This window comes from Bythopirellula polymerisocia (assembly GCF_007860015.1).
Lineage (GTDB): Bacteria > Planctomycetota > Planctomycetia > Pirellulales > Lacipirellulaceae > Bythopirellula > Bythopirellula polymerisocia.
The window spans coordinates 358501-375786 of the sequence record NZ_SJPS01000001.1; the positions used below are offsets into that span (position 1 = coordinate 358501).

The following is a 17286-nucleotide window of genomic DNA, read 5'->3' on the forward strand; positions in this document are numbered from 1 at the left end:
CTCCATTATGTCTGAAAACACTGGCGAGCTTCAGCACAATGCCCTCGCTTGGGACAAGCTGGCGCGCAAACAAGTACCGCTGGCCCAGCCTGCTGTTGATGCCGATCTGACTGATCCCTTGGCCAAGGTCGATCCTCTCGGATGGCTAGGTGGGAGCGTCCACAACAAGCGAGTACTCTGCCTTGCAGCTGGGGGAGGTCGCCATGGGGCAATCTACGCTTCCGCTGGGGCCAACGTAACGGTCGTCGACATCAGCGGTGAGATGCTCGCACTCGATCGTGCAGTGGCCGCCGAGCGCGGCCTCGCGATTCGCACTGTGCAGACTTCGATGGATAACCTGAATATGTTTGTCAAAGGGGAATTCGAGATCGTGATTCATCCCGTCAGTACTTGTTACATCACGAACGTGTCACGTGTGTTTGCCGAAGTAGCCCGAATACTCCGGCATGGAGGGCTCTACGTGAGTCAACATAAATCGCCGGTCAGCTTGCAGGCGGAAATACGCCCTCAGCATGGCGGCTACCGTCTGACTGAGCCATACTACCAGTGTGGGCCTCTGCCTCCAGTGGCCCCCTGTCGACTGCGCGAGTCAGGCACACTGGAATTCCTGCACCGTTGGGAACAACTCATCGGCGGTATGTGCCGCACGGGATTTGTCATAGAGGATCTAGTCGAGCCGCAACACGCTGACCCAGAAGCTGAGCGTGGGAGTTTCGGCCATCGTGCGCAGTTTTTGGCGCCATATGTGAGGATCAAAGCGCGACGGATCAATCAAGCATCCACGTCCACGCCCTCTTCGCTCTTCGTCGGATCGTAAATAGACAGTGCCTCCCGGCTTGCTGTTGTCACTGCTCGGCGTTCTCCCATGACTTCGTCCATCCGCATCACTGCCCACCATGCAGTGATATAGGTGATTTGTGTGATGGCCATCGCGAAGGCCCACGAAGGAAGCGGGCCTTGATCGTAAATCCTGGCAATGCCAAACAGCAACAGGGCAAATAGATAGGCTACCATCAGCCGTAATAATCGGGTCCCCGGTTGCAAGGGTTTGAAAAATGCGAATGCCAGCACTAAGGGAATTAAGGCTGCCCACAGCAACCAGATCCACCAGGTTTTTTGCGTGACAATCGCAAAGTCAGCAAAACGAACAGCGAAAGCCCAGAATGCGACGATGATCGTCCAGCCAAAGATTTCTACCAGCGAAAACTGAAATCGACTCTTCTCATCGGTCATTGGCTCAGACAACTTGGCTATCCAACCAAATTTTTCCAAAAAGAAACAACCTACCAACACGAGCATTAGCTGCAAGAAACAGTAGGCTACTAATTCGCTGCGATATTCTGAATAAATCACCAGCCAAGTCATCACCAGCAGCATTCCCCCAGCCAGGGTTACCCAGGCGGCTTTCGCGAGCCGGTGAACTCGACTCAGGACGGCCCAAATGGCGAGGGCACTTATTTGTGCTGGCAATCCGTAGTTGTAAACGAAAAAAGCCAGCCCTTCACTGGAGCCTTGGATTCGTGATCCGCCGCTTGATCCCAGGACTAGTGCTAGATCGACGCACAGCGTCGCGATTATGAATAGCCAGGTCAACGGTCGGGGGTAGAACATGCTCAATTAGCGAAAAGTAATGATGTTTGTCAGACTTTAAGATACCACGCACGAGAGAATTCGCCTTGGGCCGCTATAACATAAGGCGTTGAAATTCGTCCCGTTGGCGGTCAGAATGGAGGATTCTTACGAGTATTCCGCCGCCAGTAATAAGCTACCGCTTCTAAGTAAGGGAACGGATAACGATTTTGACCAGCCAGCCTCAGCAAGACGTCTGCTGCCTGATGGGGGAGCCGATCGCCGGGAATCCGACCCAGTATATGCTGGAGAAGGCCTTTGAGGCGGCACGCCTAGACTGGCGATTCCTGACCTTTGAAGTCCCGGCCCTTGATTTCGAGGGCGCACTTCGCGGGGCGCGGATCTTTGGCTTTCATGGGATCATGCTCGCCCCGCCGCATCGCAGCAATGTGATTCCCTATCTTCAGGAGATCGGCGAGGCAGCCCGTATCAGTGGGCAAGTCAATTGCATCAAGCAGACCAAAGGGGCTTACTTTGGCTACAACACTGAAGGCAGGGCGCTGCGGCAATTGCTCGAACAAACAGGTGCGGTGAAAGGCTTGCAAGTGGCCATTATCGGCTCAGGACGGATCGCACGAGCTATTGCCGCAGAACTAGCGATCGTGGGCGCGAGCGAAATCCGTTTCCTTTGTCGCAGGCCCGAAAAAATTGAGGAGCTGACCAAAACGTTGGTCGACCAAACTCCCCTGACGAGTTGTCTGGCAGAGGAATTGGCCGCTGATAGTCTGTTCGCTATCGACAATGTCCAGGTACTGATCAATGCCACCCCGGTCGGTCCCAACCAACCCAACGAACACTTGCCACTCGATTTCGATGGACTTGAAAAGCACACGATCGTCGCCGATGTGGCCTTTAACCCGCCTCACACCCACCTGATGAAACAAGCCCAAGCCTGTGGCTGCCGCACAGTCGACGGCCTCACGCTGTTGATTGAACAGGCCGCCCTGGCATTCGAAATCTGGACCGGCGCAAGCGCAGACCGCCAAGCGATGCGAGAAGCGGTTGAAGAATTTTTAGTATTATAGAGGTTAGATGCTGGAGGCCAGAGGATCGAGACTATCAATCTCTCGCCTCCTAACTTCAGCCACGGATCTCAAACTATCGACGCCTAGCCACTAAACTCTATCCCCTATCTCATGACACGCGGAATATTTATCACTGGCACGAACACCAGCGTTGGCAAGACACAAGTAAGTGCGTTAATTGCTCGCTCTTTAGTCGCAGACGGGCACCGAGTTGGCGTTTACAAGCCTGTGGCGAGTGGATGCAAGCGGGAAGGGACAGAGCTCGTTGCCGAAGATGCGGTCAAGCTCTGGGAAGCCGCCGGCCGTCCCGGCACTCTGAACGATGTCTGCCCCCAACGATTTGCCGCTCCGCTGGCTCCCTCAATGGCAGCCGAAGCAGAAGGGCAAGCGGTGGACCGCGGGTTGCTTCGTAGCGGGCTGCAAGTCTGGCTGGAGCAGAGTGATATTGTACTTGTCGAAGGTGCTGGAGGACTTATGTCGCCGTTGAGCGACCAGGACTATAACGCAGATCTGGCGGAGGAGTTTGGTTTTCCGCTATTGGTCGTGGCACTGAATGAATTGGGGACGATTAACGCGACGCTTCAGACGCTCATTACCGCACAAACCGTAGTGCCCAAACTCCCCATCGCGGGTATCGTACTCAACCGCATTGCCCTTTCCCCAGAAGACGAGAGCATCGCCTGGAATGCCCAAGAAATCACTCGCCGTGCTAGCGCTCCGCTGCTAGCTACTGTGAACTACGGACAACACAAAATGAATCCGCCGGTGGACTGGTTTGCCCTGGCAGGTGGATGAGATCAACGTCTTTTTTGACCAACGCCTCGGGACAGAAATCCAGGGGGGCGCTCATTTGAAATAATCTCTATTCTCACTATACCGTAGCAGCAACCACCGCTTCATTCATTCGGCCTTCGGCCAGGCTTGTGTCGATTGAAAGGTTAATGGTGACACTCCAGCAGCCATTGGCGTCGGGGATGAGGTGCCAGTGGGGGACGACGGCTACGGATTGATGTACCAATTCAAATCCCCCTTCGCTTTGACTGACTGTCTCGACGGGGTAGGTCCAAATCGCGGTGGGGCGATCGAAGGCGAGGCCCACGTCGATTCCTAGCCACTCATCCACCAAGCCAAGGTGGTTGACCTCGTTGAGATCAAGCTGGCTTCCCAATTGGTTGATTTTCTCTTTTTTCGCATCGTAAAAATAACGGTCGTCGGCACCCGCAGGGAGACCAGCGAAGTTTAGTTCCGGAGCGAACAGAAATTCATGCTGCTCCGGAAGATTTTCGACGAAATAGGCAATCTCGACCGTGGAGCCTTCGTACGTGAGAGTGATCCCTTTGGTGATCTGGATCCGTTTGTCGCCGATGTTACCTTCGCGAGCCAATTGCAACTGGACACGCCCCGGAGCACGACGCAGCTTGGCCTCATAGGGTCCGTGCACAAAATCGCCCAGCTCCTCAGCAGTGCCAGCCACGACGGCTTCCCGCGGAACGTGCACCGAATAAAAATGATCCACTAGGGAATTGCGGGACCACGTGTCGTATTGAAGCCGCTGGTCGAGCCCTTCTTGTTTAAAGACTACTTTGTCGTGGATGCTGGCGACTCCATCGCCGCCGTCGTTGGGGCCTGTGAGAACCTTGCGATGATAGGCTTCAGGGCGGCGTGTGAGCGTCGCCTGCAAATTGTGGCAAATCGTTTTCACGTCCAATTCGTAAATCTGGCCACCCTCGACGGGCGAAGATAAGAGCATCAACCGGTTGTTGGCCAACCGGCTCTCTGGGCGTCCATCGAGGTTGAAGTCGGCTGCGTCGATTTCGACCCACAACTGCTGATCAAGTTGCCAGCCGCGGTTTTCAAACTGGTTCAATAGATTCTCTGCTGCGATCAGGTGTTGATAAACCCCATTGCGGAGGTGAGGCAAATAGACACCGCCAAACGCTCCATGCCAATAGCTGCAATTGCACTGGCCACGGTAAAGTTCCAAACGTGCCTGATCAATAAGTTCGCCACTGGCACCTTCGGCCACGAGTTGCTCAAGCCGCCTGCTTACCATCTGCATCCGGGAGTACATGACGTTGGTTTCAGGATACTTGACTTTGAAATTCCGCCAATACCCACCACGCACATAGGGTACGACCTGATGCCAAATGCCTTTCTCTTCAAAGTCGTGATGAAGGTCTTCAAACTGATTGATCTTCGCTGCCGGAAGTGCCCATTCGGTCATCTCACGGTAGCTCCCTTCGGGAATGTAGAGCTTGCCCACCGGTGGAACATTTTGGATCGCTTCACTGGGTGTGGTCACTTGGAGCCAGTCGCTATTTGCACTCAAAGCATCGAAGAACTGGGTGAGCCAGCCCCGATCGTAGACATGTTCCTTCGTGCCGGGCCAGGTGCCGAACTTCTCGCCGTCGTCACCAAACACAACCACCGCACCTGGATGCTGCTCGGCCACGCTCCGTAGATAATTGATCGATTCGTTCGCATGTTGAAAAGGAATGAGATAGCGTAGTTGCTCACTGCCAGGAAATACCTTGAGCAAATTACCGTCGTCCTCGGTGACGTAGTACCCGTGAAGCTGGTCGGTGGTCAACCCGGCATTCTTAAAGTGGAAATCATCAAGCACCGTGTAGCTGATTTCCGAATGGACCAAGTCGCTGGTGAGCGACTGTTCCCACACACGTTCAGGGACCCACATTCCCCTCACTGTGGCACCGAGTCGTTGCTCGAGCCATTGGGTATAGGTGGTTATTTGTCCGCGGCGATCGCGCGAGGGAATCATAGTCAGAATGGGCTCAAAAAAAGCACCTCCGACAATCTCAATCCGCCCTTTAGCAACCAGACTGGCCAGGCGATCAACATACTCCGGATGGTTGGCATCCAACCATTCCATAAGTGAACCACTTGTGTGCAGCGCAATCCGCAAATTATCGTATTGCTCAAAGACGTTCAGAAACGGCAAATAGCTGTCCTGATACGCCTGCTCGAACACGCCATCGAAATTGCCGATGGGCTGATGATTGTGGAGGACCAAAACAAGTCGTAGTGGATTATGCATGGCGTATTATGGGCACGGTTACGTTTATGACTCGACTGACGGTAGTTCAATCTATTCTAGGATTGCCGTTCACTTCAAATAAAGCTAGCGGAAACTTGCTGAAGTTTCCTAAATGATCGGGCTCTGAGGGGCCAGCTTATGGCATAAACGGTACAGGGCAAAGAGGTCTTGAACTTAGCCCAGTTTACTGAATCGGCAAGATTTTCTCAGATGTTTATCTCAAGCAGGGTGCGTGCGGCTCGTTCCGGTGATACCGAATTGATGTATATCCCGCCGCCCCATTCGAGTCCTGCTAGCGAGGTGCTGCGCGGGATCAGCTCCCAATGCCAGTGGAATGCGTCTGAGCGAGGATCATCTGCTGGGGCAGTGTGCAGAATCAGATTATACGCGGGGGGAGTAAGTATTCCCGCGACACGGCGGATCACTGATTGTAGAGTTTCTGCTAATGCTGTGACCTCGGCTAGGTTGGCAAAACTGCTGGCGTGCTTTATTGGTAGTATGCACGTTTCATAGGGCTGCCGGCCGGCATAAGCACAGAAAGCCATGAAATGGTCGTTTTCGTGCACGAGCCGCCTACGGTGTCTGAGTTCGTCCGCGATGATCTTGCAGAAGAGACACTCTCCCTGCTGAATGATGAAATCGCTGGCAGCCTGAAGTTCGCACTCCAGCACATCGGGCACAAAGGGGAACGCCATCAACTGAGAATGGACATGCTCCAACGATGCCCCCCCCAGCACACCAACATTCTTAAATAACACAGCCGCCGGGAGGTTCAATTGCTCGTAGGCATGGCGCAACCGCTCGGCATAGATCCCTAATACCGCGGCAAGGGATTCGAGCGAGAAATCCCTCCAGTCGCATATATGCTGTGGCGAGTCAATAATGACTTCGTGGGTGCCCAAAGCCGATTCACAACGGCCAAGCACACTTGAATCTTCCACCACCACTGGGGCATCCAATAAGACAGCGGGAAACTTATTGGGCACCACGCGGACTTGCCAATTTCCCTCGGCGTCATTCAATTGTGCCAGTTCTCGCGGGGTCTGATGTTCGTTGCCTCGACAGAAGGGGCAAGTCGAAACGGGACCACGTGCGCTTGGCTGCTCGACGGAAGAAGCGGCGAAATCGGTAGGCCGTGCTGCACGGCCTTCAGCGATTAAGACCCTGCGACCTGTGACTGGGTCGATGCGTAGTTCAAAGGCAGGTTGGTTGATCAGATTCAAGCCCCCAGGAAACTTAGCGAAAGCATTTCAGCTTCGCTTACGCAATACCAAGCCTCAACTCAACACCCCTTGCCGTGCCTGGGCGAGGGTTCGTTTATAGAGATTGCTGTACTCGCGGGCGCTGTTGCCCCAGGACCAGTCTTGGCGCATTCCGGTCTGAACGAGTTGCTGCCAAACGTCTTTGTCGGCGAAAACTGTGCACGCTCTCTCTAATGTGTCTGAAAGGGCAAGTGCTGTGTACTCGCTGAAACTGAACCCTGTGGCTGATCTGTCGGCCAAGGTTTCGGCACTGACATCAACGACCGTGTCCGCCAGGCCACCGGTTCTGCGGACAATGGGAACTGTGCCGTACTTGAGGCTGTAAAGCTGATTGAGTCCGCAAGGTTCGTACTGGCTGGGCATTAGGAACATGTCGGCGCCAGCCTCTATCTTGTGGGCCAACTCGTTAGAAAACTCCAGTCGAACGGCAACCTTGTCAGGACGTTCTGCCGCCAATCTGCCAAGCACCTGATGATACTTGGGATCGCCAGTACCCAATATCACCCATTGAACTGCCCGATCGGGAGCCCAACGCTCTATGACCCGAGAAATCAGGTCGAACCCTTTTTGATCAACCAGCCTGCCCACTGCCGCGACCAGCGGAACCCCTGAGTTTACGGGCAGATTCATCTCTCGTTGCAATGCTTCTTTGCAAGCAGATTTGCCGACTTTAAGACTGTCCTGGTCGTATGTGTTTGTTCCTAAGTACGAATCGATAGCGGGGTTCCAATCGTTATAGTCGACCCCATTGATGATCCCAAAGAGATCATCGCGCCGATGCTCGAGGGCACCTTCCAAGGCACAACTTAGCGGAGGCCGGAGTATCTCTTGGGCATAAGTGGGACTCACCGTGCTGATCACGTCAGCAAAGGCGATCGCAGTTTTCATGAAGTTGAGATTGCCAAAAAACTCCATGTATCGCCAATTGAAGTATTTCCAGTCGATCCCGGTAAGGGCCATGTCCCAATGCCAAAAGCTTCCTTGGTAAGCTAGATTATGAATCGTGAAGAGCGACGCCATCTGGTCAAAGGGTGGCTCTTCTGCATAGAGCGTCTTTAGATAAGCAGGGATTAGGCCTGCACACCAATCGTTGCAGTGGATGAGTTCGGTCCCCAGATCGAGCTGCAGAATCGCTTCCAACACGGCCCGGCTGTAAAACACGAAACGCTCGCAATTGTCACGGTAATCTTCGCCATCCTCGCCATAAAGTTGAGGGCGATCGTAGTAGTCTCCGTTTTCAATGAAGTACACCGGCACGGCCGAATTCGGCAAATGACTCTCCAGAATCTGGCAACCGACTCGTTTTTGGCCAATCGGAATCTCGAAGCTGATACCGGTGGAATCGATCGGCAACCCTGCCTGATAAATCTGCCTAAACGCGGGTAAGATCAGAGCCGGGCGATGTCCGAGGGTGTAAAGCTCTAAAGGAAGACTTCCACACACGTCGCCCAATCCACCGGTTTTAGAAAAAGGTGCTGCTTCGGCTGTGGCGAACAGGATGTTCACGTTGGACCACCTTGGAACGGAGTTTTCGGACAAAACGACTCAGCAGAGTTTCAGATTCGAAGATGGGCATTAAAATTGGCCAGCAACTTGCAATGGCGACTACTATCGTTAGTCAGAAACCATTCTAATTCTATACGATTCAAGCATATTAGCCGACTGCGACTCCGATTGCCTCGGCCACGCGGTCGATGTTAGCGGGGGTTAAGCCGGCGACGTTTATGCGACCAGACCCCACAATATAGATAGCATACTGCTCACGAAGCAGCTCAACTTGGTCTTTCGTCAAGCCGGAAAAGGAGAACATGCCTCGCTGCCGAGCCATGAACGAATAGTCTCCCGGCACTCCCTTGGCGGTCAAAACATCCACCAACTGCTGACGCATGCTATTGATGCGGTTTCGCATGTTGGTGAGCTCCTGTTCCCAAGTCTCTCGTAATATCTGATCGCGGAGGATCGTCTCGACGATCTCTGCCCCGTGGGCTGGAGGATTTGAATAATTCGCACGAATCGATCGATTAATCTGGCTCTGCACAGCACTGGCAGCCTCTTTGGTGGAACATACCACCGACAAGGCACCAACTCGCTCACGATACAGCCCAAAATTCTTAGAGAAGGAACTACACACGAGCAATTCACTATCCGCTTGGCAAAACTCACGCACCCCGGCGGCATCCTGCTCAAGCCCGTCGCCGAAGCCTTGGTAGGCAAAGTCGAGAAAAGGTAGCAAACCTCGTTGGTATATTGCTTGAACGATTTGATGCCACTCTTTTGCCGTAGGATCGATCCCCGTCGGATTATGGCAACAACCATGCAAGAGGATCACGTCCCCGGCAGGGATCGACTCGATGGCAGCGAGCATCTCATCGATAGCCAGGCTGTTGGTGGGTTGGTCGAAGTAGGGGTAGGTTTTGGTAGGTACCCCCGCAGCAGCAAAGATGCTTGGATGGTTTGGCCAAGTGGGATCGCTAAGCCACACCGTGGCCTTGGGGAAATTCTCGTGTAGAAAATCGGCGGCAACCCGCAGACCACCCGTGCCACCGGGTGTGTGCGCGCCTGCAACTCGCCCTGATGAAAGAAGTTTGCTCTGTTCCCCAAATGCCAAACGCTGAACCACCTCGGCATATCCGGTCGATCCAGAAATCGGTAGGTAGGACTTGTTCGAAGGTCCCGCTGCAAGTTGTCTTTCCGCCTCGCGGACACATTCGAGGGTCGGTGTTCTACCGTGTTCGTCTTGATAGACGCCTACGCTCAAATTTACTTTCTCTGGTCGCGGATCCTCATTGAATGCCACGGTGAGACCCAAGATCGCATCCCGGGGAGCTAATTCAACGGTTTCTAACATGAAAGATAACTTGTTCTGATTGGCAATATGTCTGTACCCAGGATCGACTGACAAGGTCCGAGGTTCGTGAGAAATCAAACTTTGGTGGACTCTCGCGCCAGTTGACGCTCTTTACCGGATAATGCGACAATCATAAACCCTGCCGGAGCCTGTTCCTAGTGGACTTGCAACGAGCAACCCCTCCGCCCCGGCCAGTTGTGGCTACTTACTCCCCTAATTATCGACTCTGCCCCATGAGCGTGCCTCGCATCGGAATCTGGATCATCGGGGCCCGCGGAGGGGTCTCGGTCACCACCTTAGTTGGTCTCTCTGCATTACGCAGGGGGGTAATTCCTGAGACTGGTCTAGTGAGCAGTCTTGCCGATTTCGCTCATCTTCCACTGGCGGAGTGGGACCAGTTCGTCGTGGGGGGGCATGAAATCCGTTCCACGAGCCTGCTGGCCGAGGCCGAGAGACTTCATCGCGAGAGCCGAGTCATCGAAGCTTCGGTTCTAGGAGCAAGCCGAACGTTTCTGTCTCAAACAGATGCCAATATTCGACCAGGAGTGCTATGGAATGTCGGTTCCACCATCCGACAATTGGCCGATGGAGCAATCCCCGACGAGAGTCTTGCTCGCTCTGCCGTGGATCGCATCCAGAGAGACCTCAAGGAATTTCAGCAGCGTGAGGGGCTCGATAAGGTCGTGGTAGTCAACCTAGCATCTACTGAGGCCCTGCTGGACCCGACTCTTTGGCCGGAGACATGGTCGCAGGCCGAGCAGATGCTCGAAGAGCCCAATTGTTCTCTACCTGCCAGCAGCTTGTACGCCATTGGGGCTTTGGAGTTGGGGATGCCATACATCAACTTTACCCCCTCCTTGGGTGCCACTCCTCTGGGTATCGATGAGCTAGCCAAGAAAAAAAATATTTGCCATGCAGGACGCGATGCCAAGACTGGCGAGACCCTGCTCAAAAGTGTGCTAGCTCCGATGTTCGCGGCCAGGAATTTGGAGGTCATGAGCTGGGTCGGCCACAACATTTTTGGCAACCTCGATGGCAAGGTTCTGAGTGACCCGGAGAACAAAGCTTCGAAGGTAAAAAGCAAAGACCAACTCTTAGAACGCATCCTGGGATATCCTCCACAGAGCCTCGTTTCAATCGAGCACATCGGGAGCCTCGGCGACTGGAAAACTGCTTGGGATCACGTCCATTTCCGCGGTTTTTTGCAAACTCCGATGACTTTGCAGCTCACCTGGCAAGGATGCGATTCCCTCCTGGCAGCCCCCTTAGTCCTCGACCTGGTACGCTTCGTTTTAGTGGCTCAAGAGCGCGGCGAAACCGGCGCCCTGGGGGCGCTCGGGAGCTTTTTCAAGAGTCCGTTGGGAACCGATCAACATGGGTTTGCGGACCAGACTCGAGTCCTTCTTAAGTGGTCGCGCGGACCAGAGTGAACCAACCTCACGGACCATTGTTTGCCCCTGGTCGGTTCTATCCACGGGCAAAAAATCGCCTGCCAATCTTTTCGATTTTTCAATTTTTTGCCGAACTCGTATTGACGCGATCAATAAGAAATTGGTTCAATTGCGCGTAGTGAAGTAAATCATTCCGACTGAGTTGCGAATTTGTGACCGAATCGATTAATTCTTTAACAGTTTTTTTGACGATTATTTCATTTGCATTTATACTGACAACATTCATTACGTTCTCTGAATCATCTTTCTGGTCGGTCACTCATTCATAAACTAGTTCGTAAACCTGGCGGCCCACGCAAGTTTTCCTCTGGCAAATTAATCGCCTCCACCTGTGGCCGTTCCCCCAAGAATTTCATGAGGAGTCATTAGAGCTGTAAACTATAGATACTTTCTAGCGTAAACAGTTCTATTCAATTCTAAGTGGGTTCCTCCCTTTCTTTCTGAGCGCCCAGAGGGAGAACCATATCAATTCCGGGCGCATTTATGGAAGGAGCCGAAAAGGCTATGGCTACAAAGAAAAAGTCAGCGAAGAAGAAGGCAGCCCCTAAAAAGAAGGCTGCGAAGAAGTCGACCAAGAAAAAGGCAGCTGCCAAGAAGTCGACCAAGAAGAAGGCCGCAAAGAAGTCAACCAAGAAAAAGGCCGCAAAGAAGTCGACTAAGAAAAAGGCAGCCAAAAAATCTACCAAGAAAAAGGCGGCCGCAGGATCAATTAAGAAGGAGCTGGTCAAGAGAAAGAAGACCCGCAAGAAGGCTGCCAGCCTCATCACTCAGGCTGCGAAGATTCTGCAGACTCCTTAGTCTAGACTCCTCCACACCCCAACGGTGTGGGAGCCAAGAGGTTTATCGAGCCGACTGTGCCCTCTGGGGGCTCAGTCGGTTTTTTCGTGCTCAATTGACCCATTCCCCTAGAAGTGTTAGCCTCTTTTCAAGGAGTGGTCCACCAAAGAGGTATCTCTGTGGTCGACGCCATTCTCTCAACTCACCCGACTTTTTGAGTTCCAAACGAAATTCAACTAATTTTGGTTACTAACCCAACCCCCAGCGAAGAGTCCCCCGACTCTGCTCCTGCTCTTTCCTTTAACCAACTCGGCCTTTCCGACGTGATGTTGGCAGCGCTAGATTCTGCTGCATATCACAACCCATCTCCAGTTCAAGCGGGGATGATTCCCCGCGCGCTGGCTGGGGTTGATGTCTTGGGCCAGGCCCGCACAGGCACTGGGAAGACAGCAGCCTTTGCCATTCCGATTCTGGAAAAGCTCGGCACAACCACTGATGGACCGCTCCCTCAGGCGCTCATCCTGGTGCCGACAAGGGAATTGGCAGTCCAGGTCCGCGACGAAATCAGCAAATTGGCCAAGGGACGCAAAACACGTTGCGTGGCGATTTACGGCGGCAAGCCGATCCGTCAACAGATTGAAAAGCTCAGCCGTGGCTCGGATGTTGTGGTCGGTACCCCGGGCCGGGTGATCGACCTCTTGGCCCGCAGTTCGCTTCGCCTGGAGAAACTCGAAATCGTCGTGCTAGACGAGGCGGATCGTATGCTTGACATCGGTTTTCGTCCCGATATTGAGAAAATTCTTCGCCGCTGTCCTGAGAAGCGGCAAACCTTGCTGTTGAGCGCGACCGTGGCTCCGGGAATAGAACGGTTGGCCAAGCGATACATGGTCGATCCCGAGATCATGGATTTCTCGCCTAATACTAAGACGGTCGACACCATCGAGCAGCACTATTTCTCGGTCGATGAGGAGCGTAAGTACGAGCTTTTGGTGAGGCTTCTGGATCGTGAATCGCCTGAGCAAGCGATCGTGTTTTGCCGCACCAAACGAGGAACGGATCGGCTTCACCACAAACTCGCCAAGAAGAATCCTGCGGTAAATCTGATTCATGGTGACATGCCGCAACCGGCGCGTGACCGGGTGATGCGGAAATTCCGCGCCGGCGAGGTGAAAATCCTGATCGCCACCGACGTGGTTGGCCGCGGGATCGACGTATCCAATATCTCGCACATCATCAATTACGACATGCCTCAATCCTCTGATGACTACGTGCATCGGGTGGGTCGCACGGGCCGAATGGGGCGCGAAGGGGTCGCTTATTCCTTTGTGACCCCTGAACAGGGTATTGAGCTGACGCGGATCGAAATGCTCATTAATACCCTTCTGAAACGCGACGAAATCGAGGGCTTTCAAACCGTCGCTAAGGCTGCCCCGCCACAAGAATCCCCTGCCGACGCTGAACCAGCCGAAAAGAAACCGGCCGCTCCCGGCCAACGCCCCCGCCGCCGCCACCGCCGAGCCCTGTAAAGCCCAGGGATTGCAATCCCTGGGCATTTTCAATCCGCCGCAGCAAACTCCCTGCGAAGAAACTGTGCCGCTACATCCCAATTCTCTGCCGCCTCTTCAAAGTCAACCTGCATCGCCTGTACTGTCTCAGGTGACTCCACTCGGTCGCTTTTCGATTCGCCCGGCCTAAGTGGGATCTGCGCGCTCGGACCCGCAGCGAGTGTCTGTTCAACTTCAGACGAGAGCAAGTATTCGATCAATCGCTTGGCAGAATCCTTATGGGGTGCACCCTCAATCATGGCAATCGTGTTAGGAATGAACAGTGTTCCCAGTTTGCCTTCCCCCTGGTCGGGATAAACGATCTCGACCGGATAGCCAGCCTCGAGTTCGATGAGCGCGTCATCAGTATCTGTGAGCCCGAAGGCCAATGCACCGGTTGCTACGGCGCGTGCCACTTGCTTGTTTCCACCAAGCACCTGGGCATTTGCCTTCAAGCAACGAAAGAATTCCTTGGCTCGCTCTTCGCCCCAGACCGCGAAGAGGCAAGCCGCGTGGCTGGCTGTGGTACCAGCAAGGGGCTTGGCAATGCCAACCCGATTCTTCCATTGGGGATCGCACAGGTCTTCGATGCTCGTGGGCATTGCATCTTTATTGACGAGATCAGTATTCACCAACAGAACTCGCGCTCGAGCTGCGAAGCCACACCACAAGTCTGACTTCGATCTATACTCGGCTGGAAATTGTTCAAAGACTGCACTGTCGCAATCCTGCAACAAACTGCCGCGTGAGAGACGCAGTGTATTCACGATCTCATTATTCCAGAACACATCGCAACGAGGCCGGGCCCGCTCGGCAAGCAGTGCCTGGGTAAGCCCCACGCTCTTGGTGGACTCGGTATCGTACTTGGCGAGCACGCGGATCCCCGTCTGGTCGGTAAACCTCTCGAGTATTGGGCGCGAGAATTGCTCATCCAAGGCTGAGTAGACCACTACCACTGGGCCACTGGGTGAATTACGCAAAGAGACCACGAGGCCCACGGCGGCAGCCAGTGCCAATACACCGATAAAAACAACAGGTAATCGACCTGAATTACTCTCACTATGCATATTCGCTCCGGGAAAAATGCTAGGCTTGAGATAGGCTAGGGCACGCCGTTTGCACCGACTTGCAATGGATTGCCTGCCCCATGCTCTGTACAATAGCAGACGACTCCAGCTTAGCACTACTGAGTGGAGATAGCATTCAGCATAGCAACGACTTGTCCGGTTGATCAGAGACCCTTATGAAATTGGTTTTATTGGGCACAAGCGGCTACCACCCCAACGATCGCAGGCAAACTGCCTGTTTGATGTTGCCGGAGTTGGGAGTCGTCTTCGACGCCGGTACGGCCATGTATCGGGTCTCCGATTATCTTTCGACCGACACACTCGACGTGTATCTCTCGCATGCTCATCTCGACCATGTGATGGGGCTCACGTTTATGTTTGACATTCTCTCCGACACGTCTCTCGAGAAGGTCATCGTGCATGGTGAAACAGAGAAACTGAAAGCGCTGCGCGAACACTTGTTCACGGAAATGTTGTTCCCCGTCGATCCACCATTTGAGATGCGCCCCCTCCAGCCGAAATACACCTTAGCCGATGGTGGTGTACTCACTCACTTTCCCCTACGGCATCCCGGAGGCTCGGTCGGATATCGCATCGATTGGCCAGACCGTTCGCTGGCCTATGTCACCGACACCGTCGCGGCACCAGACGTCGATTACATCGAGCACATTCGCGGCGCAGATTTGCTTGTGCATGAATGTTTCTTCGACGACACGGAGCCAGCTCAGGCCGAACTGACGGGCCACAGTTGCATCACGCCGGTAGCCCAAGTCGCCAAAGCCGCAGAGGTAGGCCGTCTGGTGCTGGTGCATATCAATCCCGTGCTGGTCAATGACTCTGATCTACCATTGGCCACTGCCCAGAAGATTTTCCCCAAAACGGAAATCGGCACGGACTTCATGGTATTGGATTTCTAAGCAAGCACAGCAGCGAGCCGGGTCGTCCCCGACCCCGATCGACTTCTACTACTCTCAGCGCATAATCGCCAGCGTGAGATATGGCACGAGATTAAGCAGAAAAATCCCCACCTTGTACGCTGCCATGCCTGCGTAATGGATGGAGTCAAACGTTTCGACCGGTATTTTGAAAAGATTACCGTGATAGCGATATATCCAGTCATGGGCCAGCCAGAACATCAGAAACCACCAAGTGAGCAGTCCAATATTCAAAAGGGCACACCAGCCGAGAAATGTTTGGATCGTTTCGAGGGACATGGATAATTTTCCTTTCCAATGTCTCGTAAGTTGAGACACCGTTATACAAGTTTTCCAATCAACTTCTTCAACTCCCGCCGATATCCAAAATGCTCCACCTCCAACCTATGGCGTGGAGAGTCGAGATAGCTTCCTCGACCGTTCCAATTATTGATGGAGGATTGTTTAAGCTCATTGAACCGCGCGGCCGCCGGAGAGTTGTTCCTCAAGGCAACCAAGTAGCTCGCCATGAGTTGCGATTGATAGTCTACAAGACCCCATTGGCCGCTGTCGGGTTGGATGAGACCGGCACAGAACAGGTCGTTCCGTTCGGGGTGAAAAATATTGAGAAAGAAGTCGGGTCGACCATCTCTCCAGTTGAGTTCCGCTTTTTCGATGAACGGGAAGCTGAGTTTGAAACCGGTGGCGTAGATGATCAAGTCAATCTGTTCTGAGCTGCCGTCGACAAATCGTACCGTGTCGCCAGCGAGTTCGGCGATATCAGGTTTTACATGCAGATTTCCGTGGGCGATCTGATCGTGCAGGCGCGAGTTGATTACCGGGTGAGTTTCAAAGAGTTTGTGATCCGGGCGTGGCAGGCCGACCATTTCTGGTGGGCCGAGTACCCAGCGGACGACCAGCTTGGCAGCCAGGCGCCGCAACGGGAGTGGAATTCTCCAGCGGAGCAGTGTTTCTCCGCACTGGTCGATTGGTTTGCCTTTGAAAAACTTGGGAAGGATCGGATAGCCCCGCCGCATGCTGTGAAAGGCTCGGTCGGCATAGGTCGCCGACTCGACAGCCAAGTCGCAACCAGAATTCCCACCGCCGACGACCAGTACCCGCTTGCCAGAAAGCACATCGGGTGTCTTGTACTCGCATGAATGCAGGGTGGTGCCAGAGAATTCGCCCGGCTTCTCAGGAAAGCTGGGATCCCAGTTGTGGCCGTTGGCGATCACTACGCCGCGATAGTTGCGGGTCTCACCTCCAGCGAGGGTTATTCTCCATTTGGATGCAGAGGGCTCAATTCGCTCGACTGTGGTATTGAACCGGATATGCGGCAACAAATCGAAGTGTCGGGCGTAGTCTTGGAGATAAGCGTGTACCAGCTCGTGGCCGGGAAACTCGGGATACTCCTCCGGCATGGGAAAGTCGGTGTACTCGGTCAGCCGTTTGGACGAGATCAGGTGCGTCGAGGCATAAACGCTGCTGGCCGGTTTGCCGTAGCACCAGTTGCCGCCGATGGAATCCTCGCGTTCCAGGCAGTCGAAGGGAATTCCTTGCTGGAGAAAATTCTTCGCCACTGCCAGCCCTGAGGTCCCGGCACCCAGGATGCAGTAGCGGTCGGCGTATGAAGAATGCATGGCAGGGCATCAAGAGGGACTGGCGGCAATCCCTCTATTATGCCGCATTCCGTCCCGACTGCGAGCCATGATTG

At 53.9% G+C, this 17286-nt stretch carries 15 protein-coding genes; 7 read left to right on the plus strand and 8 right to left on the minus strand.

The features are described 5' to 3' along the window. Positions 1 to 7: 7 nt before the first annotated feature. Positions 8 to 817: a class I SAM-dependent methyltransferase gene (locus Pla144_RS01390; protein WP_146447534.1), complete on the plus strand. Its 810-nt coding sequence runs from the start codon at positions 8 to 10 to the stop codon at positions 815 to 817. Here the strand turns inward: Pla144_RS01390 and Pla144_RS01395 are convergent. After that, positions 772 to 1611 (minus strand): hypothetical protein, encoded by an 840-nt coding sequence (locus Pla144_RS01395; protein WP_146447535.1) that lies wholly within the window; start codon positions 1609 to 1611, stop codon positions 772 to 774. The genes Pla144_RS01390 and Pla144_RS01395 overlap by 46 nt on opposite strands. A gap of 188 nt (positions 1612 to 1799) precedes the next feature. On the opposite strand from Pla144_RS01395, the gene Pla144_RS01400 reads away from it, so the two are divergent. Then, a complete protein-coding gene (locus Pla144_RS01400; protein ID WP_146447536.1) occupies positions 1800 to 2654 on the plus strand; it encodes a shikimate dehydrogenase family protein in 855 nt (284 codons plus the stop codon). Positions 2655 to 2765: 111 nt separating this feature from the next. Beyond that, positions 2766 to 3449, plus strand: coding sequence for a dethiobiotin synthase (bioD, locus tag Pla144_RS01405; RefSeq protein ID WP_146447537.1), 684 nt, complete (start codon positions 2766 to 2768; stop codon positions 3447 to 3449). A gap of 76 nt (positions 3450 to 3525) precedes the next feature. Here bioD and Pla144_RS01410 read toward each other — a convergent pair whose 3' ends face one another. From Pla144_RS01410 to Pla144_RS01425, 4 genes are all read right to left on the minus strand, one after another. Beyond that, positions 3526 to 5709, minus strand: a complete 2184-nt coding sequence (locus tag Pla144_RS01410) for an alpha-amylase/4-alpha-glucanotransferase domain-containing protein (protein WP_146447538.1) — start codon at positions 5707 to 5709, stop codon at positions 3526 to 3528. A gap of 206 nt (positions 5710 to 5915) precedes the next feature. Further along, on the minus strand, positions 5916 to 6932 hold the full coding sequence (locus Pla144_RS01415) for a galactose-1-phosphate uridylyltransferase (RefSeq protein WP_146447539.1): 1017 nt from the start codon (positions 6930 to 6932) through the stop codon (positions 5916 to 5918). Between the two features lie 54 nt (positions 6933 to 6986). Continuing rightward, entirely contained in the window at positions 6987 to 8477 is a 1491-nt protein-coding gene (gene glgA, locus Pla144_RS01420) for a glycogen synthase GlgA (RefSeq protein WP_146447540.1), read from the minus strand. A 148-nt stretch (positions 8478 to 8625) separates the two neighbouring features. Continuing rightward, complete coding sequence (locus tag Pla144_RS01425; RefSeq protein ID WP_146447541.1) at positions 8626 to 9819, minus strand: amino acid aminotransferase; 1194 nt, start codon at positions 9817 to 9819, stop codon at positions 8626 to 8628. A gap of 158 nt (positions 9820 to 9977) precedes the next feature. On the opposite strand from Pla144_RS01425, the gene Pla144_RS01430 reads away from it, so the two are divergent. The 3 genes from Pla144_RS01430 (at position 9978) to Pla144_RS01440 (ending at position 13573) form a co-directional block, all read left to right on the plus strand. Next, positions 9978 to 11249 carry an inositol-3-phosphate synthase gene (locus Pla144_RS01430; protein ID WP_231936117.1) on the plus strand — a complete coding sequence of 424 codons (1272 nt, stop codon included), beginning with the start codon at positions 9978 to 9980 and terminating at the stop codon, positions 11247 to 11249. Between the two features lie 525 nt (positions 11250 to 11774). Then, positions 11775 to 12068: a hypothetical protein gene (locus Pla144_RS24380; protein ID WP_197530311.1), complete on the plus strand. Its 294-nt coding sequence runs from the start codon at positions 11775 to 11777 to the stop codon at positions 12066 to 12068. Positions 12069 to 12289: 221 nt separating this feature from the next. Further along, positions 12290 to 13573, plus strand: a complete 1284-nt coding sequence (locus Pla144_RS01440) for a DEAD/DEAH box helicase (RefSeq protein WP_231936118.1) — start codon at positions 12290 to 12292, stop codon at positions 13571 to 13573. A gap of 29 nt (positions 13574 to 13602) precedes the next feature. On the opposite strand, the gene Pla144_RS01445 is transcribed toward Pla144_RS01440, so the two are convergent. Then, positions 13603 to 14658, minus strand: a complete 1056-nt coding sequence (locus tag Pla144_RS01445) for an extracellular solute-binding protein (protein ID WP_146447542.1) — start codon at positions 14656 to 14658, stop codon at positions 13603 to 13605. A 176-nt stretch (positions 14659 to 14834) separates the two neighbouring features. Between Pla144_RS01445 and Pla144_RS01450 the strand changes: the two genes are divergently transcribed. Continuing rightward, complete coding sequence (locus Pla144_RS01450) at positions 14835 to 15575, plus strand: MBL fold metallo-hydrolase (RefSeq protein WP_146447543.1); 741 nt, start codon at positions 14835 to 14837, stop codon at positions 15573 to 15575. A gap of 54 nt (positions 15576 to 15629) precedes the next feature. Here Pla144_RS01450 and Pla144_RS01455 read toward each other — a convergent pair whose 3' ends face one another. Both Pla144_RS01455 and Pla144_RS01460 read right to left on the minus strand, forming a co-directional pair. Continuing rightward, entirely contained in the window at positions 15630 to 15872 is a 243-nt protein-coding gene (locus tag Pla144_RS01455; RefSeq protein WP_146447544.1) for a DUF6868 family protein, read from the minus strand. A gap of 41 nt (positions 15873 to 15913) precedes the next feature. Further along, positions 15914 to 17212 carry a flavin-containing monooxygenase gene (locus Pla144_RS01460; protein WP_146447545.1) on the minus strand — a complete coding sequence of 433 codons (1299 nt, stop codon included), beginning with the start codon at positions 17210 to 17212 and terminating at the stop codon, positions 15914 to 15916. Positions 17213 to 17286: the final 74 nt, after the last annotated feature.